Source organism: Thiorhodovibrio winogradskyi (assembly GCF_036208045.1).
In the GTDB taxonomy this organism is placed as follows: Bacteria; Pseudomonadota; Gammaproteobacteria; order Chromatiales; family Chromatiaceae; genus Thiorhodovibrio; species Thiorhodovibrio winogradskyi.
This window is the reverse complement of record NZ_CP121472.1, coordinates 885949-912121: the sequence shown is the minus strand read 5'-3', so window position 1 is coordinate 912121 and position 26173 is coordinate 885949. Positions and strand designations below refer to the sequence as shown.

20 protein-coding genes and 1 tRNA gene are annotated in these 26173 nt (G+C 61.3%); 10 read left to right on the top strand and 11 right to left on the bottom strand.

Annotated features, from left to right (window positions below; genetic code table 11):
* The first annotated feature begins 17 nt into the window (after positions 1 to 17).
* Entirely contained in the window at positions 18 to 1931 is a 1914-nt protein-coding gene (locus Thiowin_RS04100; protein WP_328986461.1) for a propionyl-CoA synthetase, read from the top strand.
* A 51-nt stretch (positions 1932 to 1982) separates the two neighbouring features.
* Here the strand turns inward: Thiowin_RS04100 and Thiowin_RS04095 are convergent, their stop codons facing one another.
* From Thiowin_RS04095 to Thiowin_RS04085, 3 genes are all read right to left on the bottom strand, one after another.
* Complete coding sequence (locus tag Thiowin_RS04095) at positions 1983 to 3200, bottom strand: slipin family protein (protein ID WP_328986460.1); 1218 nt, start codon at positions 3198 to 3200, stop codon at positions 1983 to 1985.
* A gap of 482 nt (positions 3201 to 3682) precedes the next feature.
* Positions 3683 to 3756: transfer RNA gene (locus Thiowin_RS04090), tRNA-Ser, on the bottom strand.
* Between the two features lie 576 nt (positions 3757 to 4332).
* On the bottom strand, positions 4333 to 7383 hold the full coding sequence (locus tag Thiowin_RS04085; protein ID WP_328986459.1) for an efflux RND transporter permease subunit: 3051 nt from the start codon (positions 7381 to 7383) through the stop codon (positions 4333 to 4335).
* Positions 7384 to 7918: 535 nt separating this feature from the next.
* On the opposite strand from Thiowin_RS04085, the gene Thiowin_RS04080 reads away from it, so the two are divergent.
* From Thiowin_RS04080 to Thiowin_RS04070, 3 genes are all read left to right on the top strand, one after another.
* A complete protein-coding gene (locus tag Thiowin_RS04080; RefSeq protein ID WP_328986458.1) occupies positions 7919 to 8143 on the top strand; it encodes an AAA family ATPase in 225 nt (74 codons plus the stop codon).
* A gap of 288 nt (positions 8144 to 8431) precedes the next feature.
* Positions 8432 to 9247: an SDR family NAD(P)-dependent oxidoreductase gene (locus Thiowin_RS04075; protein ID WP_328986457.1), complete on the top strand. Its 816-nt coding sequence runs from the start codon at positions 8432 to 8434 to the stop codon at positions 9245 to 9247.
* A 180-nt stretch (positions 9248 to 9427) separates the two neighbouring features.
* Positions 9428 to 9706 (top strand): hypothetical protein, encoded by a 279-nt coding sequence (locus Thiowin_RS04070; protein WP_328986456.1) that lies wholly within the window; start codon positions 9428 to 9430, stop codon positions 9704 to 9706.
* Positions 9707 to 9854: 148 nt separating this feature from the next.
* On the opposite strand, the gene mobB is transcribed toward Thiowin_RS04070, so the two are convergent.
* The 6 genes from mobB to pilM form a co-directional block, all read right to left on the bottom strand.
* Entirely contained in the window at positions 9855 to 10463 is a 609-nt protein-coding gene (gene mobB / locus Thiowin_RS04065; protein ID WP_328986455.1) for a molybdopterin-guanine dinucleotide biosynthesis protein B, read from the bottom strand.
* 93 nt (positions 10464 to 10556) lie between these two features.
* Entirely contained in the window at positions 10557 to 12926 is a 2370-nt protein-coding gene (pilQ, locus tag Thiowin_RS04060; RefSeq protein ID WP_328986454.1) for a type IV pilus secretin PilQ, read from the bottom strand.
* A gap of 19 nt (positions 12927 to 12945) precedes the next feature.
* Positions 12946 to 13455, bottom strand: coding sequence for a pilus assembly protein PilP (locus Thiowin_RS04055; RefSeq protein WP_328986453.1), 510 nt, complete (start codon positions 13453 to 13455; stop codon positions 12946 to 12948).
* A 71-nt stretch (positions 13456 to 13526) separates the two neighbouring features.
* Positions 13527 to 14096 carry a type IV pilus inner membrane component PilO gene (locus Thiowin_RS04050; RefSeq protein ID WP_328986452.1) on the bottom strand — a complete coding sequence of 190 codons (570 nt, stop codon included), beginning with the start codon at positions 14094 to 14096 and terminating at the stop codon, positions 13527 to 13529.
* Positions 14097 to 14168: 72 nt separating this feature from the next.
* Positions 14169 to 14735: a PilN domain-containing protein gene (locus Thiowin_RS04045; protein ID WP_328986451.1), complete on the bottom strand. Its 567-nt coding sequence runs from the start codon at positions 14733 to 14735 to the stop codon at positions 14169 to 14171.
* A complete protein-coding gene (gene pilM, locus Thiowin_RS04040; RefSeq protein WP_328986450.1) occupies positions 14735 to 15841 on the bottom strand; it encodes a type IV pilus assembly protein PilM in 1107 nt (368 codons plus the stop codon). The genes Thiowin_RS04045 and pilM overlap by 1 nt, the downstream gene beginning before the upstream one ends.
* A gap of 468 nt (positions 15842 to 16309) precedes the next feature.
* On the opposite strand from pilM, the gene Thiowin_RS04035 reads away from it, so the two are divergent.
* Both Thiowin_RS04035 and Thiowin_RS04030 read left to right on the top strand, forming a co-directional pair.
* Positions 16310 to 16891, top strand: a complete 582-nt coding sequence (locus Thiowin_RS04035) for a hypothetical protein (protein ID WP_328986449.1) — start codon at positions 16310 to 16312, stop codon at positions 16889 to 16891.
* 78 nt (positions 16892 to 16969) lie between these two features.
* Positions 16970 to 17584 carry a hypothetical protein gene (locus Thiowin_RS04030; RefSeq protein ID WP_328986448.1) on the top strand — a complete coding sequence of 205 codons (615 nt, stop codon included), beginning with the start codon at positions 16970 to 16972 and terminating at the stop codon, positions 17582 to 17584.
* A gap of 34 nt (positions 17585 to 17618) precedes the next feature.
* On the opposite strand, the gene galU is transcribed toward Thiowin_RS04030, so the two are convergent.
* Together galU and lapB are read right to left on the bottom strand one after the other, a co-directional pair.
* A complete protein-coding gene (gene galU / locus Thiowin_RS04025) occupies positions 17619 to 18494 on the bottom strand; it encodes a UTP--glucose-1-phosphate uridylyltransferase GalU (RefSeq protein ID WP_328986447.1) in 876 nt (291 codons plus the stop codon).
* A gap of 95 nt (positions 18495 to 18589) precedes the next feature.
* The gene (gene lapB, locus Thiowin_RS04020) at positions 18590 to 19777 is read right to left on the bottom strand and encodes a lipopolysaccharide assembly protein LapB (RefSeq protein ID WP_408034158.1); all 1188 of its coding nucleotides are present in this window, start codon (positions 19775 to 19777) and stop codon (positions 18590 to 18592) included.
* 439 nt (positions 19778 to 20216) lie between these two features.
* On the opposite strand from lapB, the gene Thiowin_RS04015 reads away from it, so the two are divergent.
* The 4 genes from Thiowin_RS04015 (at position 20217) to Thiowin_RS04000 (ending at position 26168) form a co-directional block, all read left to right on the top strand.
* Complete coding sequence (locus tag Thiowin_RS04015; RefSeq protein ID WP_328986445.1) at positions 20217 to 20777, top strand: hypothetical protein; 561 nt, start codon at positions 20217 to 20219, stop codon at positions 20775 to 20777.
* 83 nt (positions 20778 to 20860) lie between these two features.
* Complete coding sequence (locus Thiowin_RS04010; protein WP_328986444.1) at positions 20861 to 22147, top strand: hypothetical protein; 1287 nt, start codon at positions 20861 to 20863, stop codon at positions 22145 to 22147.
* A 14-nt stretch (positions 22148 to 22161) separates the two neighbouring features.
* Entirely contained in the window at positions 22162 to 25077 is a 2916-nt protein-coding gene (locus tag Thiowin_RS04005; protein WP_328986443.1) for a bifunctional diguanylate cyclase/phosphodiesterase, read from the top strand.
* The gene (locus tag Thiowin_RS04000) at positions 25074 to 26168 is read left to right on the top strand and encodes an ATP-binding protein (protein WP_328986442.1); all 1095 of its coding nucleotides are present in this window, start codon (positions 25074 to 25076) and stop codon (positions 26166 to 26168) included. Before Thiowin_RS04005 ends, Thiowin_RS04000 begins: the two co-directional genes overlap by 4 nt.
* Positions 26169 to 26173: the final 5 nt, after the last annotated feature.

The window sequence follows — 26173 nt, the reverse complement described above, 5'->3', positions numbered from 1 at the left end:
AAGGGGAGGCAGGCGCGGTGAATTATCAAGACAGCTATGATCTGGCCCGCACGCAGCCAGCGGTTTTCTGGGGCCAGGCGGCTGAGGCGATCGACTGGAACCAGCCCTGGGAGCGGGTGCTTGATGACAGCAACCCGCCATTCTATCGCTGGTTCAGCGGCGGCCAACTCAACACCTGCCATAACGCGGTCGACCGCCATGTCGCGGCCGGGCGTGGCGAGCAGGCCGCGATCATTCATGACAGCCCCGTCACTGGCACCAAGGCGCGCATCAGCTATGCCGAGTTGCAAGACCAGGTCGCGCGCTGCGCCGGCATGCTGCGCGATCTGGGCGTCACCCAGGGCGACCGGGTCATCCTCTACATGCCCATGATCCCCGAGACCCTCGTCGGCATGCTCGCCTGCGCGCGCATCGGCGCGGTGCACTCGGTGGTTTTCGGCGGTTTCTCGGCGCGCGAGCTGGCCACCCGCATCGATGACGCCAAGCCCAAGGTCATCCTCGCCGGCTCCTGCGGCATCGAGCCCAGCCGCGTCGTGGCCTACAAGCCGCTGCTCGACGCCGCCATCGACCAGAGCAGCCACAAGCCAGAGCGCTGCGTCATCCTGCAACGCGAGCAGGGACCGGCCGAGCTGCTGCCGGAGCGCGACCTCGACTGGGCCGAGACCGTCGCCACCGCCAGCCCGGCTGAGTGCGTGCCGGTCGCCGCGACCGACCCGCTCTATATTCTCTACACCTCGGGCACCACTGGCATCCCCAAGGGCGTGGTGCGCGACAATGGCGGCCATGCGGTGGCCATGGTCTGGAGCATGCGCCATGTCTATGGCATGGAGCCAGGCGAGGTGTTCTGGGCCGCATCCGATGTTGGCTGGGTGGTGGGACATTCCTACATCGTCTACGCACCCCTGCTCCATGGCTGCACCACGGTGCTCTACGAGGGCAAGCCGGTCGGCACCCCGGATGCCGGCGCCTTCTGGCGGGTGATCGAGGAACACGGCGTTTCGGTGCTCTTCACCGCGCCCACGGCGTTCCGCGCCATTAAGCGTGATGACCCCGAGGCCAAGCACCTTGGGCACTACAGCCTGGACAAGTTTCGCGCGCTCTTCCTCGCTGGCGAGCGCTGCGATCCCAATACATTGGAATGGGCACGGGATAAGCTCAAGGTGCCGGTCATCGACCACTGGTGGCAGACCGAGACCGGTTGGGCCATCGCCGCCAATTGCCTGGGACTCGAGCAGCTTCCAATCAAGCCCGGCTCACCCACCAAGCCGGTGCCTGGGTTCGATGTGCAAGTGCTCGACGACGAAGGCGAGCCGGTCGCGCCCGGCACCATCGGCCGCATCATGATCCGCCTGCCCATGCCACCCGGATGCCTGCCAAGCCTTTGGGGCCCATCGGGTCGCGGGGACGAACGTTTCGTGCAGTCCTATCTGTCCGCGCAACCGGGTTATTACCTCAGCGGCGATGCCGGCTACTTCGACGAAGACGGCTACCTGTTTGTCATGAGCCGCATTGACGACATCATCAATGTCGCCGGCCACCGGCTTTCGACTGGCGCCATGGAGGGGGTGCTCGCGAATCATCCGGCGGTGGCCGAATGCGCCGTGATCGGAGCCGCTGATGCGCTCAAGGGCGAGCTGCCCGTCGGTCTGGTGGTGCTCAAGGCCGGCATCGACGCGACCCCCGAGACCCTAAAGACCGAACTTATCGCCCTGGTGCGGGAGCAGATCGGCCCGGTGGCCGCCTTCAAGAGCGTCATCATCGTCGAGCGCCTGCCCAAGACCCGCTCTGGCAAAATCCTGCGCGGCACCATGAAGAGCCTGGCGGACGGCACCCCTTATCGAGCGCCGGCCACTATTGATGATCCGGCCATTCTCGGCGAGATCGAGCAGGCGCTGCGCGACAGTGGCTATGGCGGCATGGCCTCAAGCTGATCACCAACAAGGCCGCCTTCCCTGGCGGCCAGTCGAGCGGCCTTCCCTGCCTCAGACCTTGGGCGCCTCGATCCGCACCAGTCCCTGCAGCAGGGACTCGGTCCCGCCGAACAGGGTCAGGCTGCCGACACGCTCGGTCACCCGTTCCAGCGCCTCAAGCTCCTTCAGGCGCAGCAACAAGGGGTTGTGCTCCATTAGCTTGGCAGTGTTCAGCAGGGAGCGAGTCGCGGCTGTCTCCTCGCGCCGACGGATCAGGTTGGCTTGCGCCGCCTTCTCTGCCTCCACCACCTGGTTCATGATCTGCTTCATCTCGCCGGGCAAGATCACGTCCTTGATCCCGAGCGCGTCGACCAGGATTCCATGTGGCTCGGCGCGCTCGCGAATCGCCGCCAACACACCCTGCTCGGTCGCGCCCTTCTGCTCCAGCAGTTCGTCGAGCGTGCGCGCGCCAACCGCCTGACGCAGACCGAACTGCAACTCCCGGTACAGAAAGTCGCGATACTTCGGCAGTCCCGCGCGCACCCGCACCGGATCGGCGACCCGGTACTGGGCGCTCAGGTTGATGCGCAGGCTCACCTTATCCCGCGTCAGGATCTCCTGCCCCTGCACCTCAAGCTCCTGCAAACGCAGGTCTGTTACCTCCACCTGCAAATCGCGGGCGAAGTTCCAGAAAACGTGCAGCCCAGGCACCAGGGTGCGCAGTAGCCGCCCGTCCTGCAGCAGGAGCCCGCTCTGGTGATCCGCCACCTCGGCCTCGAGCAGATGCTCGCGAAAGTCCGGTTTTGGATCGACGCCCGTGGTGCCTGGTAAACTCCGTCGCAAACCGGCCGCCAGCGCTGCCTGACCACTCACTCGACGCCGCGGCAGCAACTGTGGCACCAGCGCGGCGTCCACGGCCGGATCAGCGCTCAAATCAACGCGCTCCACCCGCACCGCGATTGGCCCCTGCCAGAAGAAGCGGCGCTCGAGTGGCGGAATGACCTGGCTCAAACGCCCGTCGAGATAGACCAGGCCGGCCTCGCGGGCACCGGTTTCGACAGTATCCACCCAGGCGTTCCAGATCTCGGCGGACTCGTGGCGAAAGACATCGGCATGAGGATGTGCCAACTCGGGCGTGCTCAAATCGTAAAGCACGCACTCAAGCGCCCCGGCCGGGTCCAGCCAACGATGGACGCCCGCCCCGAGTACCCGACGCAGCTGCCCATGCTTCAGCAGCAAGGCGCGCTGATACTGAGCGACGACCTGTCGCTTGGTTCCTGGAATCTTCATGCTGTTCTCTCCTGTTGCCATCCAATGGCGACGGGCCGGGACCGCTGACACAGCGAAATCTTGGGCGCGTCGCCGTGATTTAAGGATCTGGCATGGTGTTGGCCTGCCGTTGTTTGGTTGAAGGTTGAAGAAAAGAGCTCGCCCCGGGTCGTGACCATGGGCCATCGGACTCGCCCGACCTGTGCGCCAGACTGTTGCGGCACCACATCTCTGTGGTCTGAGACCCGAACCTTGGCCCTGGTCCAAAATAACCAAAACCCAGGCTCGGGCTGATGTCCACACTCCGGCGTACACCATCGCAGCTCCGACGCATCCAGACGAGGTCCTGCCCGACAGCGCAAGATGGTCACGACCCTGCCTGAACCGGCGTCCATACCGGCCCGCCCGAAGGCGGTGATCGCCTGATCACCGGGCACGGGGCCGCCCTTGGTTGCGGATTGGATTTCAAGCCAACCCTGGTGGCGATTTGTGGTCGCCGAAGGAGACAATCGCGGGAATCGAACCCGCTACCCACTGGTTAGCAGCCAGTTGCTCTATCCACATGAGCTAGATTGTCACTTCCCGAGCACCGCGCCATGGGTACGGATCGCGAGAACACTGTCACCGGCACGGCCGTCAGTGCCCGCATCCGCCACCGGGGCATACAGAACCCCAGGCGCTACATCACGCGATGCCGTCAGGAAGAGGATGTCACCCGCGGGCGCCAAGCCCGCGGGAATAAAAAAAACCCCGATCGGTTTCCCGGTCGGGGTTCTTGTTAACCCGCCGGAAGGCCCGGGGAGCCGGGCCTTCCGCGAAAAAGCGCGAACAGGCTCAGCCCACAGTGATGATCTCGAAGTCGCGGCTTGAACAAATCCGAGCGCACGCGCGAATTGGCGCGCCGGTTGCCAAGCCATCGATTGCCATGAAGAATTGATTGAGTTGCATGTGCTCCAGCCTGCTGTCAGTCACAGAATGTCGAGAGAGTCTAGCCCGGTTTTCGCGAATGTCAATCTCTTTTTTGCAACGACTCTTTTTTGCAACGACACCAGCCAGCATTGCTCGGGAATGCAATCGGCTTACCTTCAGATGACCTGATTTCAACCTACCGCTTGTCTTGACAATGGTCAGCAAGGCATCACTGGGGGCATTGTCAGGCGGGCACAGGGTCGCTCATCCGAAAGAGCACGGCATACAAGAGCGGCACCACGATCAGAGTCAGCAGGGTCGCAAAGGCCAGGCCGAACATGATGGTGACCGCCATGCTCTTGAAGAAGGGGTCCAGCAGCAGCGGCGCAACGCCGAGGATGGTGGTCAGGGCGCCCAGCACCACCGGCCGCGCGCGGCCAGCAGCGGCATTGAGCACCGGCGCGAGCCCTGGGGCGCCGGCCTGGCGCTCCACATCGGCCTCGTCGACCAGTACGATGGCGTTCTTGACCAACATCCCGATCAGGCTCAGGAAGCCGAGGATGGCCATGAACTCGAACGGCACCTGGAACAGCAGCAGGCCAATGGCCACGCCGACGATGGCCAGCGGCACCGTGAGCCAGATCACCAGCGGCTGGCGCAGCGCGTTGAACATCACCACCACGGCCAGGATCATCGCCGCGAAGCCGTAAGGCGCCGAGAGCGCGAGGCCGGCATTGGCCTCGCGCGAGGCCTTGTCCTCGCCATGCCATTCCAGCGCGTAGCCCGGTGCTAGCGCGATGGCCTCGATCGACGGTTTGAGCCGCTCCAGCAGCGGCCCGGACAGCGCGCCCGGTAAGGGATCGGCCTGCGCCTTGAGGGTTGGGAAACGATCAACCCGGCGCACGATGGCGTCCACCCATTCCAGATCAGTCCCCTTGATCAGCTGGCCGACCGGCAGGTAGCGCCCGGCGGTCGGGCTTTGGACCTGGACATTGTTCAGCGCGGCGGCCTCATCGCGCTCCGTCAGCGGCGCGCGGGCGATGATTGGCACCAGGGTGTCCCCCTCGCGATAGACCCCGACCGGCGTGCCGCTGAAGGCGCGATTCAGCGCGGCGCTGATTTGGCTGGCATCGACTCCGGCGCGCTCAGCGGCCACTAGATCAATCTCCGGGCGCAGCACCGCCACCTTCTCGCGCCAGTCGTCCTGTACCGCGATCGCGCCCGGGTCCGCGGCCATGATCGCCTTGGCCTCCTCGGCGAGCTGGCGCAGCACCGCCGGGTCCGGCCCGCGGAAGGCGGCTTCGATCTTCTTGCCGCCACCGCGCCCGAGCATGAACTTCCAGACCTTGATCGCGGCGTCCGGGTGCGCCGCGCCCAGCTCCTCTTGCAGCTCGGCGACCAGCGGGTTGATGCGGCGAAAGTCGTCCACGTCGACTAGCAGCTGGCCATAGGCGCTGTTCGGCTCCTCGGGGGCATAGGTGAGCATGAAGCGCAGCCCGCCCTGGCCGACGAAGCGCGTGGCATGGGTCACGCCGGGCTTGGCGCGAACGCGCTCTTCCACCTCGGCCAGCTCGGCCGCCGTGGTCTCGATGTCGGTGCCCTGCGGCAGGTAGAGATCGACGACGAACTGCGGCCGTGCAGACTCCGGCATGAAGCCCGGCGAGACGAAGCCGAAGCCGACGACACCCGCCGCCAGCAGCGCCAGCAGCGCGAGTCCGGTGCCGAGCCGATGGCGCAGCAGCGTCCGCAGCAGGGCGCGGTAGCGATCGAGCACCGGCTGGCGTTGCGCCTGCGTCGGGTCGGCCGCCTTGACCTTGAGCAGCTCGACGCACAGCAGCGGCGTGATGGTCACCGCCAGCAGCCAGCTCAGCAGCATCGAGTAGAGGATCACCCAGAACAGCGAGCCGGCGTACTCGCCCATGTCGGTCGGCGAGAGCCCGATCGCGCTGAAGGCGAGGATGCCGACCGCGGTGCCACCGAGCAGCGGCCACTGGGTCGCCTGAACCACCGCGATGGCCGCCGTGCGCCGCTCCTCGCCGCGCCGCAGTCGCACCAGGATGCCGTCGGTGACGACGATGGCGTTGTCGACCAGCATGCCCAGGGCGATGATCAGCGCGCCGAGCGAGATCCGTTGCATGGCGATGTCGTCCAGGTACATCGCGATCAGGGAGCCGGCCACGGTCAGCAAGAGCACGATGCCAACGATGATGCCGCTGCGCAGCCCCATGAAGAGCACCAGCACGCCGATGACGATGACCAGCGCCGCGATCAAATTCCAGACGAAGCCGTTGACCGCCTCGCGCACTGAATCGGATTGGTAGGAGACGATGTTGAGCATCATCCCGACTGGCCGCTGCGACTCCAGCTCATCGAGCCGCGCGCGCACCGCATCGCCCATGGCGACCACATTGCCGCCGGCGACATTGGAAACGCCGAGGCTGATCGCCGGCTGGCCGTCGTAGCCAACCAACACCGATGGCGGCTCGACCAGGCCAAGGCGGATCTCGGCCACATCTTTGAGGAAAATCAGTTGATCGCCACCGCCCGCGCCGAGGACGATGTTGCCGATCGCGGCCACCGAGTCGGCAGCGCCCTTGGGGACGATGCGGATACGCTGCGGGCCGACCTCGAGATCACCTGCCGCTGACACGGCATTATGCTCACGCAGCGCGGCATCGATCCGAGCCTGGCTGATGCCGAGTTGCGCAGCGCGGGCAGCGGCGATCTCGACATAGATGGCGTCGCGCGGCGCGCCCAGGGTCGCGACTCGGGCCACGCCGGGCACCAGCACCAGCTCGCGCTCTAGGATCTCGACATAGTCGCGGATCTGCTCGAGCGAGTAGCCGTCGCCGGTGACGGCAAAGAAGAGCGCGTAGACGTCGCCGAAGTCGTCGTTGACCACCGGCGGCCCGGCGCCGGGCGGCAGCTCGCGCGCGGCGTCGGCGATCTTGCGCCGCGGCTTGTCCCAGACCTGCTCCAGTTGGTCGCGGCTGCGTGCGAAGGGTAGTTCGATCTCCACCTTGACCCGCGACAGCCCCATGCTGGAGACCGAGGTGATCTCCTTGACCTCCTGCAACTGCTGCGCGGCGCCCTCGATCACATCGGTGACCTCCTCGGCCACCTCGGTTGGCAGTGCGCCCGGATAGGGAGTGACGATGACCGCCTCGCGGATGACGAACTCCGGATCCTCGAAACGGCCGAGCCCCTGATAGCTGATCCAGCCGCCGATCAACAGCAGCAGGCAGGCGAGCCAGGCGATGGTACGCTTCTCGAGCGTCGCGGCAGCGATGTTCATATCGCTTCCCGCCAGGCCACGCAGGATTTGGCGCCCGCCACCGAGGCAAGCGAAGGCTAGCTGGCAAGCGTCGTCGGCGCCTGCATCAAGGCGATGTCAGACTGAGCACCCGTGCGCCCAACCCCGGCAGATCATTGGCTCCGGTAAACTTGAACTCCGGCAGTGCCTGGTGGATACGGTCTCCTCGTTGCTCGGGTTTGGTTTCAAAGCTTAGACCTGCATGGCCTCAATAGTTTTCCCCAAATTGCTCTCTTTGAGATAAGAGGCAAACACATGACAATCTTAACCATCGATATGCCGTATAGTATCTTCCCCGCGCTTCACTAGGCACACGAAGAACGACTCCCAGACATCCAAATCGAGGCAGCGGCTTAACCGAACCTGAAATGCCATGGTACTTACCCGCGCAACCCGACACGCCCGGCCCAAGACCGGCGCGCCCTACCTGCGACACATCGGCAGTTTGTCCGAACGCATGGGAGAGAACCGCTTTCCGTTCAACATTCCGGCATTTCGACAGGGGATCGATTAGCCATTGAATAACAAGGTTAACTTTTTCGTTGGAGAAAACGGCAGCGGAAAGTCTACTCTCCTTGAAGCAATCGCTGAGATCTGCGGTTTTAATCCCGAAGGTGGCAGCCGTGACCACCACCGAGCGGCATTCGCCGAGCGGTCCGAACTCGCGCAGGCGCTGCGGCTGTCCTGGATGCCGCGGACGACCGAGCACCGCGATGCCCTGGAACAGCTGTGGACGCTGTAGCTGATACTGGGGTATCTGCCATACAAAGAGGAAGTGGCCGAGCTGCTATCAATGACTAAAGCCTTTGGCACCCAGGGCCGTGCGCTGCGCTTTGTCGAGGAACACCAGCACCATGAACCAAGCCCGCTGGTATGATGAGAAAAAACGCGTGATTCGGGGATGGGACACTCTGTTCCAGACTAGGCGACCGGGAAACTGACTGAAAGTCTTGGTTGAATCAGGTCCAGTCATTCAAGGTTTCAGCGAGACCCGGCAGCGCTTGATATGGCATCGTGCAGGAGGTCGGCTTTGGATCAACCCGTCATCGTCATCACTGGCGGAACCCGTGGTATTGGCAAGGGACTCGCGCGCGCCTTTGTGCAAAGCCAGTGTCGGGTGGTGATCTGCGCTCGGGATGGCGACCGCCTCGCGCAGACATTGGCCGAACTCGACGCGTCCATCCCCGGAGCCGCAAACCGGCTACATGGACAGAACTGTGATGTCGCTGATGCCACTGCGGTCCAGGCGCTTTGGGACGCGGCTATCGATCAGTTTGGACGCGTCGATATCTGGATCAACAACGCCGCCATCGGCTCGCATGAAGTCGATTTCTGGCAGCACGACCCGGCCACCATCGAAACCCTGATACGGATCAATCTGCTCGGTACCATGCACGGTTGCCGTACGGCCGTGCGCGGCATGCTCGAGCAAGGCCACGGCCACCTCTATACGCTCGAAGGCTGGGGCAGCAGCGGAGAACGCCGGCGCGGGAGCTCCCTCTACGGCACCAGCAAGGCGGCGCTGCGTTATTTCACCAAGTCACTTGCCGCCGAACTGCGCGGCACACCAGTCAAGCTCAGCAGCCTCAATCCGGGGGTGGTGCCGACTGATCTGCTTGCGCTTAGCATCCGGCCCGAACAAGCAACGCAAATCCGGCGCTTTATCAATATCTTCGGCGACAGGGTCGAGACCGTCGCTCCCGCACTCGCCGACCGAGTACTCGGCAACCAACGCCATGGCGCCCGCATCCAGTGGCTAACGCCACGCCGCCTGCTCACGCGACTGCTGCAAGCCCCTTTCCGCCGGCGGCAGGTGATAGGTCCGCGCGGAGAGAACCTTGGTTAAACGGCCCCAACCAAGATCAAGCACCGAGGTCTTGGGTTCGGTACCGAAGCGACAGCCGCCGGCAATCAGATTCGGCGGCGGCACGCAGGGCTACTCTGCCTAAGCAGATCCTCAGAACCTACAAGGAGCAATATGCCATCGAGCGCAATGTCAGCTTTCTCAAGGATGATCAGATTGTCAATGCGCTGTTTCTCAAGTGCCCTGAGCGGCCAAGCACTTCATTGGGAGGCGCTGGGGTTGATCTTGCTGATCTCGCTGTTGATCTGGCACCTGATGGAGTATGTCATGCGCCCTGAGCTGGCCGCCACCGAGACGACCGTGCCAGGGTGGGACAACAAGCCGACCGCGCGCCCGAGCGCCTATATGCTGACCTGGAAGTTTCGCGGAGCGATGGTGATTTGCATGGGGCAGACGCGCCTGTTACACCAACCCTTCCCTCCCACCCAACAGGCCTTTTGATGGCTCTAAAGGTATTTGAGAAGCGCTTCATTTATTCACGTACTGAATAATCATTGAGGCCGATGGAAAATACTGGATTTTGCTGTTTTGGGGTGCGTAATGTCCGCTACACCACATGAAAACACCCAAGTTTGGAATTGCTGGCCCTTTAGGATTCGGTTGACCCGCAGGCATGGCCAGGGTGCTGGCGATCCCTCCTGCCGACCAAGCCAATGCGGGGGTGATTCAAAATAAAGTCAGCAATGACGCCCGGTTCTCCCAGCGGGAGCCGTGGCAGAGTGTCCGGCACTTGTTCCGGCGCATCCGTTGCCACGGCAATCAGATCGGGATCATCGAAATCCAAGAAGGCTCGCCCCAATGCGCGACGATGCAGGGCAATGCGCGGCAGGGGTGCGCCATGCCAGCCCTCAATCAGCACCAGATCGGTGGTATCGGCGTCGAAGCGCGCGAGCAGCGCATCCAGCGGTGGTCGCTCGTCCCGCGTTTCAGGCTGTCCTGCGTGCGGCTCGTCCGCCACCCGTTCCTGAATGAAGGCCCAGCGCCGAGCCGAGGCGATGAGCACGGCGCTCGCCCCGGCCTCGCGCAAGAGGTAGCTATCCTTGCCGGGGGTGTCGAGATCGAAGCCATGATGGGCGTGCTTGAGGTAGCCCAGGCGCAGACCGCGTGCGCGTAGCACCGGCACCAAGCGCGTCAGCAAGCTGGTCTTGCCGGTGCCGCTGGGCGCGGCGAAGCCGACGTGGGCAACGCTTTGGCTCATCGGAGCATGTCCCGATTCATTGCGGCCCGCGCGGCAAACTGATCAAGCCCGGCGCCATGGCGAAAACCTGGACCTTGCCTCCCGCCAGCACCACTAGCCGCCCGCCAGGTCCCCCTTGAGAATTTTTGGCGTGACAAAGATCAGCAGTTCTGTATTGACTTCCGAGCGTGCCGTTGTCTTGAACAAATTGCCCAGAATCGGCAGATCGCCAAGCCAGGGTACCTGTTCTCGGCTGTAGTTCTTTTGCCCATCGAAGACCCCACCAAGCACAATTGTCTCGCCATTGTTGACTAACACGGATGTCTCAACAGACCGGGTATCTATTCCCGGCGTCCCCTGCACCTGGAGCGACTCGTTGACATTGTCTTTATTTACGGCCAGATCCATGATGATGCGATCATCCGGGGTTATCTGTGGGGTCACATTTAGTTCCAATACCGCATCCTTAAATGCAACCGTGGTTCCTCCACCTAATCCACCTGCTTGTTCCTGATACGGTATTTGTTGACCGAGTTTGATCGTCGCCTCATGGCCATCTGATGTGACAACGCGAGGCGCAGAGACGATCTCGCCGCGTCCTTCCGTCTGCATGGCTGTCAGCTCAAGCTGCAATAGATGAGACCCAACCTTGCCAAGCAAGAAATTCACTGCGCCCGAGGGAGTGCCGGCGGGAAGACTGACCATCAATCCTGCCGAATCATTTTCCGTAAGGATCGTAGAATTAACCGCCGAGCCAGGCTCTCCGTAAATGCCCATGAACCCTCCCATGTCCAGTAAACCAGAATCGTCTATAGAGCCTTGCTGTGAACCAGTAACCAACAACTCATTGCTTCCACTAGTCCCCATGGACCCGGAAACACCAAACCGAACACCAAGATCCCGCGAAAAGTTGTTATCCGCGATCACCACACGGGACTCGACCAGTACCTGCCGCACCGGGATATCCAGCCGCGTTACCAGCGCCCGGATTTCCTCGAGCTTGTTGCCCGTATCCTGCACCAGCAGGGTGTTGGTGCGCTTATCCACGGTAACGTTGCCGCGCTCCGACATGAGGTTGTTGCCCTCGGATTTAATCAGGGACGCGAGGTCGGACGCCTTGGCGTAGTTAACCTGAATGAACTCGGAGCGCAGCGGGGCGAGTTCCTCGATTTGCTGCACGGACTCGAGTTCCAATTTCTCCTGCGCGGCGATCTCTTGCGTAGGCGCGACCATGACGACATTGCCGGTCTGGCGCATGGAAAGCCCCTTGGTCTTGAGCACGATATCGAGTGCCTGATCCCAAGGGACGTTTTGCAGCCGCAGGGTGATATTGCCGCGCACGGTGTCGCTGGCAACCAGATTCAGGCCGGTGAAGTCGGCCAGCAGCTGGAGCACCGCGCGCACCTCGATGTCCTGGAAGTTCAATGACAGCCGATCACCGTCGTAGACGACTTTCTCGCGTTCGAGCTGTTCCTTCTCGGCCGGCGTCAGGGCGCGAAACTCGACCGTGAAGAGATTGTCGCTCTGATAGGCCAGGTAGTCGAAGTCATTGGTGGTGTCGATTTTAACTTGGATATCATCACCTTCGGCGCGAGACTCGACCGCGACCACCGGGGTGGCGAAGTCAACCACGTCAAGCCGGCGAAACAACCGTTGTGGCAACTGGGTATTGCCAATATCCACGACTACAGAATCACCTTGCGCGCGCACATTCACCGGTGTGGTGGCCGAGGGCAGGCTAATCAGCACCCGTCCGGCACCATCGGCGCCGCGGCGGAAGTCGATATTCTTGAGCGCGGCACGCCGGCTGGACGCAGCCGCGCGCCCGAAGCGCGAGGTGCGCACGGCGCCAATCTGACGCGGCATTTCCGGTTGGGTCGCCGTCGGCGGAAGAGCCTCGTCGCCGGGCGTCGAGACCGGGATGGAGGCCAGGGCGGGAGTTCCCGCCGCTTGCTCCTCCGCACTTCTTGGCTCCGCACTGCTTGGGCGCGGATCCTCGTCGATAAGATCCGCGTCCGCGGTCACCTCCGCGACGGATGGATTGAGGCTGACGATAATGCGATTACCATCCGTCCTGAGGTTGTAAGGCACCGCGTTGGCGAGATTCAAGACCACCCGGGTGCGGCTGCCGGCCTGAATGGCATTCAGGCTCTGGGCGACACCGATCTCGATGGGAACCTCCTTGCTGGCCAGGTCGGTGTTCACATCGGGCAGGTCGATGGCAATGCGCGCCGGGTTATCAGTGGCAAAATCCGTCGGCGCTGGCGGCGTGCCGGAAAAAATCAGGTCGACCTCGACCGCATTGCCAGGCAAGGCGGAGAACTCAACATCCTCAAGCACCGTTGCCGCCCCCGCGATCAAGGGCCACCAGAGTCCGGCTAGGAGAAGAGCACCGCCTCGGCCAAGGTGCGTTCGGGCAGTGCGCCTAGCGGGCCTTCGGTCAAACCCTTGGTTTGAGTGTTGATCTAACTTGCGTCTGGTCATGGCGAGAATCTCCGATCGATCATTCGCTGAGCTTGATCGAGGCTTGGCGTTCAACCCATTCATTCACACCCTCGTTGACGAGTTCCGTCAACTGGATGCTCTGCTGACTAATACTGTTTACGCGACCATGGTTGCGGCCCAGGTAGTTACCCACCGCGACCCGATGCAGAATACCGTCGGGGGAGGTAATCAGGCCCCAGGTACTGTTGTTCTGATCCAGGGTTCCGACCATGCGCAGGGAGTCGAGCGAATACTGCTCCAGCACCTCTTTGCGCCGCAGTGGATCAGGCGCCAGGCCAGTCCCGCCGACAAACTCGGGCGTGATCGCCTCCGCACTTTGTTCGTCCATGACAAAGGGACTACGCCGACCATCCGGGTCGTAAATAAAATTCTCTACCTGCTTGATCTGCGGTACGGGTTCCAGCGGCGGCGGACGTCGTTGCTTCACCTCATCGACAAAGCCCTGCAACTCCCAGAGTTGGGAGTCGCCACAGCCAACAAGACCAAGCACGGCAGTCAAGGCCGTCAACCTCAAGGTGGTCCCTGGCAAGTTGGTCCCTGGCAAGGCTGTCATTGGGGAAAGGCGCGCTGGAATTTTCATTACAGGGCGTTCTCTTTCAGATAGCGATAAGTCTTGACGGTCGCGCTCAGGTTATCGCCGTTGGTGGAAATGTTGTGGATGGTGACGATGCGAGGCAATGCCGCAAGCCCGCTGACAAACTCGCCGAACTGGTGATACTTGCCAACCACATTGATCTGAATCGGATATTCCGCGTAGAAGTCGCGCTTTTCTTCTCCAGTGGGCCGAAACAACTTAAACTCAAGCCCGGCGGCGAGCCCGGTCTGGGAGACATCGATGAGCAGATCATCCACTTCGGTCTCGTTCGGTAGCCGCTTGAGCAGCGCCTCGAAGGATTCATCCATCTCCGCGAGCTGCTGCTTGTAGTTATCCAGATTGGCGGCTTTTTTCTGCTTGGTTTCAAAGGTTTGTTTAAGCTCGGTTTCCTTGCGTTCGGCGACTTTGAGCTGATCGATCTGGTTTTTGGTATTGAAGTGATACCAGCCATAGCCGATACCTGCGCACAGAAGCACAATCAAAACCGCCTTGACCGGCAGCGGCGCCTCGCCCAGGTTATTAAAATCGATTTCGTTTAGTTGATTGAGATCCATGCTGTCACTCGATGCGAAATCATCTAGCAGTAAAAGAGGCCAGCTTGAACTAAATGTCCCGAATACCCAAGCCTAGCCCGCCTCTGCCTGATCGGTTTTTTTACGCTGCTGCTTAAAGCTCAGGCGAAAATGCGACAGGCCGGTGCCTGTCTGGTCCTTGTTTTCGATCAGCAGCAGTTGCGGCGAGCCAATCCATTCGGAATCCTCGATATTGCGCATCAGCGCCGAGACCCGGGCGTTCGACTGGGCACGTCCCTCGACTGTCACTGTGCCGCCGCTTTGTTTGAGGTCGACCAGAAAAACGCCCTCGGGCATGGCAACCACCACCGCATCGAACAGGCGGACGATTTCCGGCCGGCTTTCCTGGAGCGTTTGAATGATGTTGATCCGCGCGAGCAAATCCTGCTTGCGCGCGTCCAGCCGCTCGATCTCCTTGATAATCTCATCGAGCTTGCGAATCTCGGCGGCGAGGAAATCGTTGCGTTGCTTCTGGTTGTCGATCATGTGCGAGAACTGCATCTGCACCGCGACACCAGCGAGGAGCGTCACCATCACCGCCGCGATAACCGCGGAGATAAAATCGCGCTGGCGACGCTGACGGCGCGCTTCGCGCCAGGGTAGGAGATTGATTCTGGCCATTAGTTACACCCCCGCAACGCCAGCCCTACAGCAATCATCATGCCGGGCGCGACCCGCTCCAGGCCATCGCGATCCACGCCACGGGCAAGCACCATATCCTCGAAGGGGTTTGCCACCTGTACCGGGAAACCGAGTCGTTGCTCGACCAGATCGGCGATATTGAGCAAGCGCGCGGCGCCGCCAGCCAGAATGAGCTGATCGGTGCGGCCGAAACTGCTTGCCGAGTAGAAAAACTGCAAGGCTCTGCTCACCTGTTGGGCCAGCGCCTCCTTGAACGGACCTATGACTTCGGTTTCGGCATTCTCGGGTAGCCCGCCCTTGTCCAGCGGATTTGGCTGCGCCGCCGCCGGTTGATTGAGCCCTTTCAGCGCATCTTCAACCGACAGGTCATAGCGCCGTTGCAGATCAGAGAGCAACTGATTGCCACCGAAGTTTTGCTCGCGGGTATAGACGATACTGCCGCCATGGAGCACATGCAGGGTTGTGGTTGTGGCCCCAACATCGGCCACGGCGATGATTTTGGCCTCCAGCGCCTCGTCGATATTGGCCAACTGCAGCGCACAGGCGTTTTCCATCGCATAGGTCTCGATGTCCACCACCTCGGCCGTGAGCCCAGCCAATTCGAGCGCGGCGACTCGATCATCGACATTTTCACGCCGGGAGGCGGCCAGCAGCACGTCTACCATCTCGGAGGAAACCGACGAGGGACCCAGGATGTCAAAATCGAGATTGACCTCCTCGAGCGGATAGGGGATGTATTGATCGGCCTCAAGCTGAATTTGCGCCTCCATCTCGCTGTCCGACAGCGCGGAGGACATGGCAATGGTCTTGGTGATGGCCGCCGAGGCTGGCACGGCCACCGCGGCCTGCCGCGCCTTGGAGCGCGAGCGCGCCAGGGCTTTTTGAATCACGCCGCCAACCACCTCGACATCGGTGATTTTTTTCTCCGTCATGGCTCCCGCTGGCAAGGGCTCCATCGCAAAGGCTTCCACCCGGTACATGCCCGAGGAATAACTACCGGTGCGCGCCAGTTCCACCAGCTTGATTGAGGTGGAACTGATGTCGATGCCGAGAAGGGCTTTTTTATTGCGGCCTAGATTGAACATGGCATGCAGCGGCGCTGAGAAGGGAAAACTTTTGATTGTTGCTTCGAGTTTAGATTACAAATCCGTCTTAAACAAGCACTGTGACAGGATTTTTTATTTTTCGCCCTCGAGTATAGACCAAGTCTCCAAGCCTTGCGCCAACCTTTTTGCGCCTCTTCGCGCCTTCCGCGGCGACCCGCGCCAACAGACAGGGCGCGAATGCAACCCGCCTGCCCGGCTTGCGCCTTGGTGCCCATCCGATGCAGGATGCAAAGCGAACAGACAGATTGGCGGGGCAAATCTCTTCCTTGCCACTTCCTTGCCACCCGCCCTCGCGATACCAATCACGCGATCTCAAGCATGGCTCAAAAATATTCCCGCTGCGGACAGTCCCGGAAACATCCATCAACGGCGGGTCAGCGCGGGCGCCGTTCGGCTCCAGAGTCGGCGGCACACCGCCAGCAACTCGCCTACGCAGCGGCGCGGATCATGATGGACGAACAAATCACAGAGTTCGAGCACGCCAGACGTAAGGCAGCCGAGCGCATGGGGGTCACGAACAGACGTCTGTGGCCTGACAACGGAGAGATTCAAGAACGCCTGCTCGAGCAGCAACGGCTCTTTGGCGGAAGCACTTACCAAGACGAACAACACAGTTTGCTGCAACAAAGCCTTGCTGCAATGCAGCTGTTTGTTTCCTTCACTCCGCGTCTGGTGGGGCCCGTGCTGGCCGGCACCGCAACCCGCGCGCAGGGAATTGAATTACAGGTCTTCACGGACAACACTGAGGAGATCATCTGGACGCTGATTGACCATCGCATTCCCTGGAGCGCCGATCAGGCATCTTTCCGTTACGCGGGTAACCAGCGTCAGGATCACCCCATCGTGCGATTCCTGGCGGGCGCCGTCCCGGTGCAAATCGACGTGCTGCCGCCAAAGGCCAGACACAATCCACCGCTCGATCCTGTTTCAAACCGGCCTCAGCGCGGCGCGAGCCCTGATCAGGTCGCACAACTGCTCACCGAGACCCAGTGCTGCATCCGCTCGTCGCCTGGCAACCAAGACAGGTAGGGCGGCCGTGACAAGAGCCATCAGGAAACACAGACCTGACCCAACCGCCAACACCGACTAACCCCCAAGGACACTACCATGCACAAGACCAAGCCTCTGCGGATAATCGCCAGCCTGCTGTTGTTGCTCTTCAGCGCCCAACCGGGTGCCGCCGACCCTGTGACCGATCAAATTGACGCCGCACTGCGTGCCTACCAAAGCGGCGAGCCCAAGGTTGCCATTCAGGCATTGCAGTTTGCCGCCGCACAGATTGAGGAGCAGCTCGCCGAGCAACGCGCCACTTTGTTACCGGAGCCCCTGGCGGGCTGGAGCGCCGAGGTAGCAGACAGCACCTCCGGCGGACTCATTGGGCTGCTGACCGGCACCAACATCTCGCGTCACTATCGTCAGGACAGGAGCGGCGCGCAAATCAGCATCACGGTCACGGCCGACTCACCCTTGCTGACGATGATGAACATGCTGATGGCCTCCCCCATGCTGATGCAGGCCGAGCCGGGCACCAAGCCCTATAGCTTTGGCGCCTACCGCGGCATGCTCCAGAGCGATGGCGCCGGTGACATCCAGCTCTCCCTGATGCTTGGCACCCGCATTTTGCTGCAGATTGAAGGCAGCGGCGGGGCCACCAAGGACATGCTGGAAGCCTACCTGAAAGCCATGGATTTACCGGCCCTGGAGAAAGCCTTGATCGGCTAACGCGAGCATCGGCTGGCCCCCTGCGATCTGCCAATCAGGCCATCAGGCGGCGCAAATACTTGGAGAAATCCTCGCCCAGTTCGGGGTGCTCGAGCGCCAGCTCCACGGTTGCCTCCAGATAACCCTGCTTGCTCCCGCAGTCATAGCGCTTGCCGACAAAAGGATGCGCGATCACGAGCTCTTTCTCGAGCAGGCGGGCGATGCCATCGGTCAGCTGTATCTCGCCACCAGCGCCGGGCTCTGTCGCTTCAAGCTCAGTGAAAATGGTTGGCGAGAGCAGGTAACGACCAACGACCGCAAGATTGGACGGGGCTTGGGAGGGATCGGGTTTTTCGACAATGGAGGTTACCCTGAGCGTCCCGTCGGCCTGGCGTTCGGTCTCGACGATGCCGTATTTGTTGGTCTCGCTTGGCGGCACCTCTTCCACGCTCAGAACACTTGCTCCCGTGCGCGCATGGACCTCGGCCATTTGCTCCACCACGCCCGGACCGCCAGGGTTGCGGATCAAGTCATCGGCCAGCACCACGGCGAATGCCTCATTGCCGACCACGGGCTGGGCGCAGAGCACGGCATGTCCCAAACCAAGGGCTTCGGCCTGGCGCAGGTAGATACAGCTGACATGATCAGGCAACACGCTCTGCACAATTTCAAGCAATTTGGTCTTGCCCGCGCGCTTGAGTTCGGACTCGAGCTCGTAGGCTTTGTCAAAGTGGTCTTCAATCGAGCGCTTGCTGCGCCCGGTTACAAACACCAAGCGTCCGGCTCCGGCGGCTTCCGCCTCCTCGGCGGCGTATTGAATCAGCGGCTTGTCAACGACCGGAAGCATTTCCTTGGGGCTCGCCTTCGTTGCCGGAAGAAAGCGGGTTCCAAGCCCTGCCACCGGAAAAACCGTCTTGCCAATGGTTGCCATGATGACTCCTGAAATATCTCTGATACGAGACTTTGTGATGCTGGTCTTTGATGCTGTTCTGGAGCGCTGTCCAACGCCCAGCCGCGACAATGAGTTTAGGTGATGCGGCGTTGCCGCAAGGGCGCCAAATCCGTCACCAAGCGGTCTGGCTCGACCGCCATGATGCTGCCCCAGTGCTTGCAGCTCGGACATTGCCAGTGCAGCGCCCGCGCCTCGAACCCACAATGTTCGCACTGATAGGCTGGCCGCGCGGACAATAAATGTTCCACGACACCGAGTACGATTTCCGCGGTCGGGTCGGCGCTTCCACCCTGTTCGCGCTGCTGACGAACCCGTAAATCAAGCAGGCGCTCGGCCGCCGACAGGTCAGCGTGCCCGCGCAAGTAATCGACCAAAAAACGAATCGCGGCATCAATACCCTGCTCGCGCTCAAGCGCCTCTGACAGCTGCAACATCAACGGCGGACTCGGCTGCGCCTGAAACAACTGACCAAGCTCGCCTGCCACACGCTCATGGCCAAGCCGCCGGTAACACTCGAGCAGTCCGGGCAGCATCGCGGGAACAAAGCGCGGACCACGCTCGGTCACGCGCGCGTAGAGCGCGAGCGCCGACTTGGCATCGCCATCGGCCATATCCATTTCGGCCTGCAACAGGCTAGCACGGATGCAATCCGGGGCGGCCCGCTGGGCATCCTGCAAGTGCCGCCGAGCCGCGCCTTTATCCTGCTCGCGCAGATATTGCTCGGCCAATTCGCAGTGAAACTGCGCTATTTCGGCGCGCAATGGGATCTCTCCTGCCGCTTCGAGCTGGCGCGCGGTCTCGAGGCAGCGCTGCCAGTCTTTCTCTTGCTGGTAGATATCGATGAGCGCGCGCAGCGCCGGCTGAACCTGCATCCGCATTTCCGCGAGTTCTTTGAACAAGCTCTCGGCACGATCAAGCAGGCCGGCGCGCATGTAGTCAAGCCCCAGTTCATAGAGCCCGAAGGCGCGCTGCTGGGCGGTCAGCTTAGGCCGAGCAATCAGATCTTGGTGAATACGAATCGCGCGATCAACCTCGCCCCGACGGCGAAAGAGAGCACCCAGGGCCAGATGTGTCTCGGCGGTCTCGCGATCCACCTCGGCCAGTTCCAAAAAGACGTCGATTGCCTTGTCTGGTTGCTCGTTGAGCAGATAATTCAAACCACGAAAATAGGCGGAACTGGGACTGCCCCCAACTACCTGCGTCCCCCCCGCGCCACGCTGCCCGATCCACCAGCCAGATGCGGCGGCGACAGGTAATAGCATAAACAACCATTCCATCAGCAAACCCCGGCAACAGTGGTTGAGGCCAAATTCATTTGGTGGAGGACGAAGCTGGCTGCACCCCAATCCGGGCCCCAATCCGGGCCCTATCAGGCAAAACGGCAGCGAATATCAGTCGAAACAAGACATCTTCGGCTACCCTTATTGAAAACGGGCGCTGAAAACTAGCACTCGAAACAAATTCAGGGCCTGGGGAAAGGCATGCGCGCGAAACGCACAACCTTCTATGATACAGACAAGCGCCCCAAGCCGCATCGCCGACAGCACGAACATTCTGAGTTGACCACTGAGCGCTCAGAGGTACCATAGTGGTCAGCACCGCAAGACCAAGACGCACCAAAACACTAGACTGCCGCGATTCATGCTAGAGTTTTGCCTCGCTCTTGCCGAGAGTCCCTGCTGAGTCGCCTTCTTCCAAGCAGTGAGCAACACCGATCCCGAATCAAAAATGGATTGCACGCCTGACGCCATTCGATCACGGGATGGACGCAGCCAGCCCTGTGACCTCTCGCTACTTGGCTCGCGCAGGCGGCAGCGAGCGGCAGCCGCATCTTACCTACTCTTCGCGATCATCCTAGCTATCCCAATTCTTGTCACACCGTCCGCGGCAGCGGCGGTGCAGGTGATCGTCAATTCCGATGTTCAACAGCAAGATCTGCCTCAAACCGCGCTTGGTGCGCTTTTTGGCATGCGCAAGACACGTTGGCCCAACGGAAAACCAGTTAAGGTGTTCGTTTTCGGCGATAGCAGCGCGGCTCATGGCGATTTCTGCAAGACTGTACTGAACGTCTATCCGCATCAATTGCGCCGCCTTTGGAATCGCCTGGTGTTTTCCGGCACCGGCCAGGCCCCAATTGAGGTCGACTCGGCAGAAGCTATGCTGCGCGCCGTCGCCGAAACCCCTGGTGCCATTGGTTATCTGGACAAGCAGTTGCTGCAGTCAAAGGCCGAGCAAGTGATCGCGGTGGATATCGCGCCATGAACCAGCCACAATTCGACCATCTTCGCTTAAGCCTCAATCTCCGTGTTCGGAACAGAGCTGCCATCCTTGTCCAAACCCTGCGCATGCTCGCTATTGCATGCGCTCTAACTGGGGTGACTGGCAACCTGGCCAAGGCCGAAGAGTCGCCCAACACGGCGGCAGAGACCAAGAGCACCGCAAACACCGCAATCAATGGAACGACCGCGAAGAACCAGCAGCCGGATTGGATCGACACGCTGCAGATCCATGGCTTCGCCACCCAAGGATTGAGTGCCACCAGCGCCAATCGGTTGTTTGGCAACAGCCCTGATGTGTCCTTCAAACTGCGCGAGCTGGGTCTGAACCTCTCCACCCGCCCAACCCCGGATCTACTGCTGTCGGCACAGATTCTGTCACGCACCGCGGGCGATGTCGACAATGGCGATTTACGCCTCGATTACGGCTTCTTGGACTATGCCTTCCGCCAAAGCTTCGAGGACAAATGGGGGCTGCGCCTTGGTCGAGTCAAAAACCCGATCGGTATCTATAACGAGACCCGGGATGTCGATTTCACCCGCCCTGGCATTTTGCTGCCACAATCCATTTATTTGGACCGCGCACGTTCCATTTTGATGTCATCGGATGCGGCATTCCTCTACGGCGAGCAGCGCTTGGGTCCAGGAACAGCCTCCCTGAACATGGGCTATGGCACGCCCCAGGCCGATGACGAGGAACTCGAGCGCAGCATGTTGCTTGGGCGTGATTGGGCCGGGCACTTGCGCGGAGAGGCATCGCGGCTTGGGCGCATCCTGTACCAAATGGACTCGGGCTGGCTGTTTGGCTTGACGCTTGGCGAGGCTCGCATGGATTTCAACGCCCGTGGCAGCGATGCACCCTTGCTGAGCGATGGCGCCATCACCTTGGGCTACCAACTGCTGTCGCTGCAATACGAGCGCCCGGATTGGTCCCTGACGGCGGAATTTTTGCGACAAACCAAGAAGACCCGGGGCTTCGGTCCGCTGCTGGAAGATGGAAACACTGCCGGGGATAACTACTACATCCAGTTGATCCGCCGTTTAAGCGAACGGTTGCAGCTGTTGCTGCGTTACGAAGAAGGCTATGTCGACAATGCCGACAAGCAGGGAAAGGACGCGGCGGCACATTCCAAGCTGTTGCAATCCCTTGGCCTGCCCGGCGTTGCCAGGCACAACCTCTACGGCATTGACTGGACGCTCGGCCTGCGCTGGGACCCAGCCCCGAACTGGGTGGTGAAGACGGAATACCATCGCATCAAGGGCACCATGTGGGTTCCCTTTACCGAGAATCCCTCCATCGAAGCGATGGAGGAAAACTGGGATTTATTCCTCTTCACCGTCGGTTACTGGTTCTAACCTAGGGCATCCGCATGTCAAAGCCCTGGGTCAGCCTGAAATGGAAAGCCGTGCTGCTGCCCAGCTTGCTGCTATGCCTGATTTTTTTGCTCTCGAGTCTGATTCTTGCTCAACGTCTTGAACATGCCTTCGACGCCACCCGCAATGAGGCCGCCGCACGCTACGAGCGCGAGGTGCGCTCCCTGCTCGGCGATTCAGCCATCCGCCTGCAGGAAATCGCCGAACTTCTGCCGCACATGGCAGGCATTCAACAGGCCTTGACCACGGCCGACAAAGACGCACTCAACCATGCCTTCGACACCCACTGGCCGGGTTTGCAGCTCGCCCATTCGGTGGAGATCGCTCTTCTGTTCGACGACCAGGATGATCTCCTGCTCAACCGCTCGAGCGCCGAGCCCTTGGGGGCGGTACTATCCGAGGCCCACTCCTGGGCCGCGGCGGTCAATCGCAGCGAACGGCCCCGCATCGAACTGCGCTGTCCGGATCACTGCTTTCAGTTCGCTAGCATCCCCATCCTGCTCTCGGGCGAGCACCTTGGTGTTCTGACGCTCGGGCGTTCCCTGGGTGAGTCCATCATTGGCTTGCAGGAAAGTGTCGGCAAACATGTCGGGTTGTTGATTGCCGAACCCGACGGACTGGAACCAGACAGCGGACCGGCCATCTTGCGTCCCTGGCGGATGCGTGTCGATGCCATTGGCGATGCGCCCACCAACCTGGCCATGCTGAGGTCGGTCGCACAGAGCCACCCGCGCCCCACCCTTGAGCGCGAACCCTTGCGCTTTCAGTGGGACAGCCGGCTACTTGAGCTGCATTTCTTTTCACTGACCGCACCCTCTGCTAGCGCTCGGAGCGATAACGTCAATCAAAACGAACATTTCCTCGTCGTGATCGACGACATCACGGTCGATGCCGGCACCATGCGCAATACCGTGCGCATCCTGCTGATGGTCGCCATGCTAGGGCTTGTGCTTGGCGTCGGCACGCTGTTACTGATACTGCTACGACCCACTGATCGTCTCAAGCGCATGGCCCAACTCTTGCCGCTGCTACCACAGCAGCGTTACACCCAGGTGCGCGATGCCCTGGTAAAGACCAAGCCGGGCATGGTCGAGGATGAAATCGACGTGCTCGAAGCCACGGCCTTGCAAGTCACCGACAATCTCGAGCGCATGTCCGGAGAGATCGACCTGCAACAGCGGGAGTTACTGCGGCGCATGGACGAGATTGAGGTCGAGCGGGATTTCAGCACCCGACTTCTAGATACGGCCGAGGTCATTATTCTCACCCTTGACGCCGATACCCGAATTATCACGGCCAATCGCCACGCCTTGAAGGTGACCGAATACAGCACGCAGGAACTGCGCGGGCGCCCATTCAGCAATTTGTTTCTTGCCGGCTACACCAGCCAAGCCCTGCACTCCACCCTCCAGCCGGTTTTATCTGGCCAGCGTCAGCTCATCCGGCATGAAGCGACCCTGACCACCAAGAGCGGCAGCCGTCGAGATATCGTCTGGCTGCATTCCGCCATCCGCGGCCGCGGCGCGGCCCTACTGTCAGTTGGTCTTGATGTGACCGAGAATCTCCGCGCGACCGAGAGCCTGAATTGGCTGGCCGCGCATGATCCCCTGACCGGACTCCTGAACCGCCGGCGCTTCGAGGAACAAACCGACCGCTTCCTATCACTGCTCGGCAGCAATCCCGATCATCCCGACCACAAGGCCGCTTTGCTGGTGCTTGACATCGACCACTTTCGCGATATCAACGAAGTCGGCGGCCCCCAGACCGGCGACCGTCTGCTGCGCCTGGTGGCCGAGCATATCCAGGATTTTCTTGGCCAGGATTATCCGGGACAGCCGCTCTGCGCCCGCCTTGGCGGCGATGAATTCGGCCTGCTGCTGGCAGACACCTTGGGCCGGGATCCCCGGAGCGACGCGCAACGACTGATCGAGCGCCTGAAAGCTCTGAACCTGACCGCTGACAACAAGGCGTTCAAGGTATCGGCCAGCATCGGCATCGCCCTGATTCCCGAGCATGGTGCCGAGGTCAGCGAGTTGATGGCCCATGCCGACGCGGCGAAAATCCGCGCGAAACAAACCGGCAAGGGCCTGGCACAGGTCTATGCGCAGGATCAGAGCGGTCAGCCGCAAGCTCACCAACGCCTGTATTGGCGCGATCGCATCGACCGGGCGCTGAGCGAGGATGGCTTCAGGCTCTACTACCAGCCGTTGCTCGATATCCGCAGCCGCCAGATTCACCACTACGAGGTGCTGATCCGGATGCTGGACGAGGACGGCAGCATTATTCCGCCCAATCATTTCATCCCCATTGCCGAGCGTAGCGGACAGATTTTCCGCATCGACCGCTTCGTGCTGGAGCATGCCGTTGCCGCACAAGGCCGCTATGCGCGCCAGGGAACCAATATCGGCCTGTCGATCAACCTGTCAGCGCATGCATTCGACGATGATGGCCTGCCGGATCTGCTCGCGGACAAGATCCATGAGTACGGCGCCGATCCTTCCCGACTGATGTTCGAGCTCACGGAAACCGCCGCCCTGTCCGATATCAAAGCCGCCAACCAACTGATGAACCGCATTCGCGCACTCGGCTGCCTGTTCGCGCTCGACGATTTTGGCGTGGGTTTTACCTCCTTCAGCTATCTGCGCGAGCTACCCGTCGACATTGTCAAAATCGACGGCGCCTTTGTGCGCGATCTGCCCTCGGATGCGTCCAACCAGACCGTGGTGCGAGCGCTGGTCGATGTCGCGCGCGGCTTTGGCAAGCGCACCATCGCCGAGTTTGTCGACAGCGAAGAGACCTTGCTCTTGCTGGAATCCTTCGGCGTCGACACAGCGCAGGGTTATCACATCGGCAAGCCCCAACCCGAGATTGCCAGGGGACAAAACTCAAACCCCAAGGACGGCTCGCCATGATGGATGCCGTACTGCGCCAACTGCGGCGCTGGTCCGATGTTTTTGGAACAGACCTCTATGTCCACTACTCCGCGGCCTATGTCTGGCAGGCCAACCAGTTCGGGCACAGCTTCATCGGCTTGTTTCTGGCCCTTGTCGGCGCCAACCTGAGCGGCAAACCCATTGCCACTCTGGGCGTACTCAGCGCCCTGTACGCCGTGAAAGAACTCTTGGATTACGCCATGGCCGTGCGTCTGAGCAACCCGCTGTTCCCCGCCAATCGCGCTCAAGTCGCCGCCGACGGCCTGGTTGACTGGAGCTTTGTCACCCTGGGCGCCGCACTTGGCGCCCTGAGCCAAGCTGGCAATCCGGGTTCGGCCAGCCTGCCCGTCATCCTGGCAGCGGCCGCCCTGCTGGGCTTTTTTTTGCTGGTGCGACAACCTTATCTGCGCCAAAAGCGTGCCTTCGACCGCTCTGGGCTGCCCTATTTCAGCCGCCTAGCCAATTACCCGCTTGAACGCCTTGCTGGTCAGTCGGGCACTGACCCCTGTCTATCCCAGATTCTCCTGGCCTTCCTGCGGCAAGCGCCCCAGGCCATGCAGCAGCTGATCATCACCGGCGCGCCGGGCTCCGGACGTACCTCGCTGGCCAGCGCCATTGGCGGTGAGGCAACAGCCGCTGAAACACGGGTGCGTTACTTGACTGGGGCACGGCTGCTCGGCAAAAGCGCGGCTCCCTGCGAGCCACGGGCCGCGCCCGAACAGCCATGGTCCCTGCGCGAGGCGGATCTTGTGATTATCGATGAACTCGCCCCGCTGCTGCGCGATGTCGAAGGCCGCTCGCAAATCGAGCCAGTGCTCGCGCGTCTGTTCGGGGAGAGCCGCGCTGATGAACCCAGCAGCCCTCTGTCGCGTCCAAACTGCGACCAGCCGGACCAAGCCAGCCGGTCCCTAGCCCAGATGCGGCTGGTCTGGGTGATTGATGACCCACTCCTCGCCGAGCTTTTTTGCACCAAACTCCGGCAGCGCTTCGCCGACTTGCGCCTTGACATGATAGCGCTTGGCGCGGTTGGCGCGGCTGGCGAGCCAGCGCCCCTCCATGAAGGACAATAATACCC

Coding starts and splice junctions, on each gene's coding strand:
- Thiowin_RS04095 (WP_328986460.1), bottom strand. CDS start 3,200: ATGAAGATTCCAGGAACCAAGCGACAGGTCGTCGCTCAGTATCAGCGC.
- Thiowin_RS04000 (WP_328986442.1), top strand. CDS start 25,074: ATGATGGATGCCGTACTGCGCCAACTGCGGCGCTGGTCCGATGTTTTT.
- pilQ (WP_328986454.1), bottom strand. CDS start 12,926: ATGACCAGACGCAAGTTAGATCAACACTCAAACCAAGGGTTTGACCGA.
- galU (WP_328986447.1), bottom strand. CDS start 18,494: ATGGCAACCATTGGCAAGACGGTTTTTCCGGTGGCAGGGCTTGGAACC.
- Thiowin_RS04030 (WP_328986448.1), top strand. CDS start 16,970: ATGCACAAGACCAAGCCTCTGCGGATAATCGCCAGCCTGCTGTTGTTG.
- pilM (WP_328986450.1), bottom strand. CDS start 15,841: ATGTTCAATCTAGGCCGCAATAAAAAAGCCCTTCTCGGCATCGACATC.
- Thiowin_RS04070 (WP_328986456.1), top strand. CDS start 9,428: ATGCGCTGTTTCTCAAGTGCCCTGAGCGGCCAAGCACTTCATTGGGAG.
- Thiowin_RS04005 (WP_328986443.1), top strand. CDS start 22,162: ATGTCAAAGCCCTGGGTCAGCCTGAAATGGAAAGCCGTGCTGCTGCCC.
- Thiowin_RS04050 (WP_328986452.1), bottom strand. CDS start 14,096: ATGGATCTCAATCAACTAAACGAAATCGATTTTAATAACCTGGGCGAG.
- Thiowin_RS04045 (WP_328986451.1), bottom strand. CDS start 14,735: ATGGCCAGAATCAATCTCCTACCCTGGCGCGAAGCGCGCCGTCAGCGT.
- Thiowin_RS04010 (WP_328986444.1), top strand. CDS start 20,861: ATGCTCGCTATTGCATGCGCTCTAACTGGGGTGACTGGCAACCTGGCC.
- Thiowin_RS04085 (WP_328986459.1), bottom strand. CDS start 7,383: ATGAACATCGCTGCCGCGACGCTCGAGAAGCGTACCATCGCCTGGCTC.
- mobB (WP_328986455.1), bottom strand. CDS start 10,463: ATGAGCCAAAGCGTTGCCCACGTCGGCTTCGCCGCGCCCAGCGGCACC.
- Thiowin_RS04035 (WP_328986449.1), top strand. CDS start 16,310: ATGATGGACGAACAAATCACAGAGTTCGAGCACGCCAGACGTAAGGCA.
- lapB (WP_408034158.1), bottom strand. CDS start 19,777: ATGCTATTACCTGTCGCCGCCGCATCTGGCTGGTGGATCGGGCAGCGT.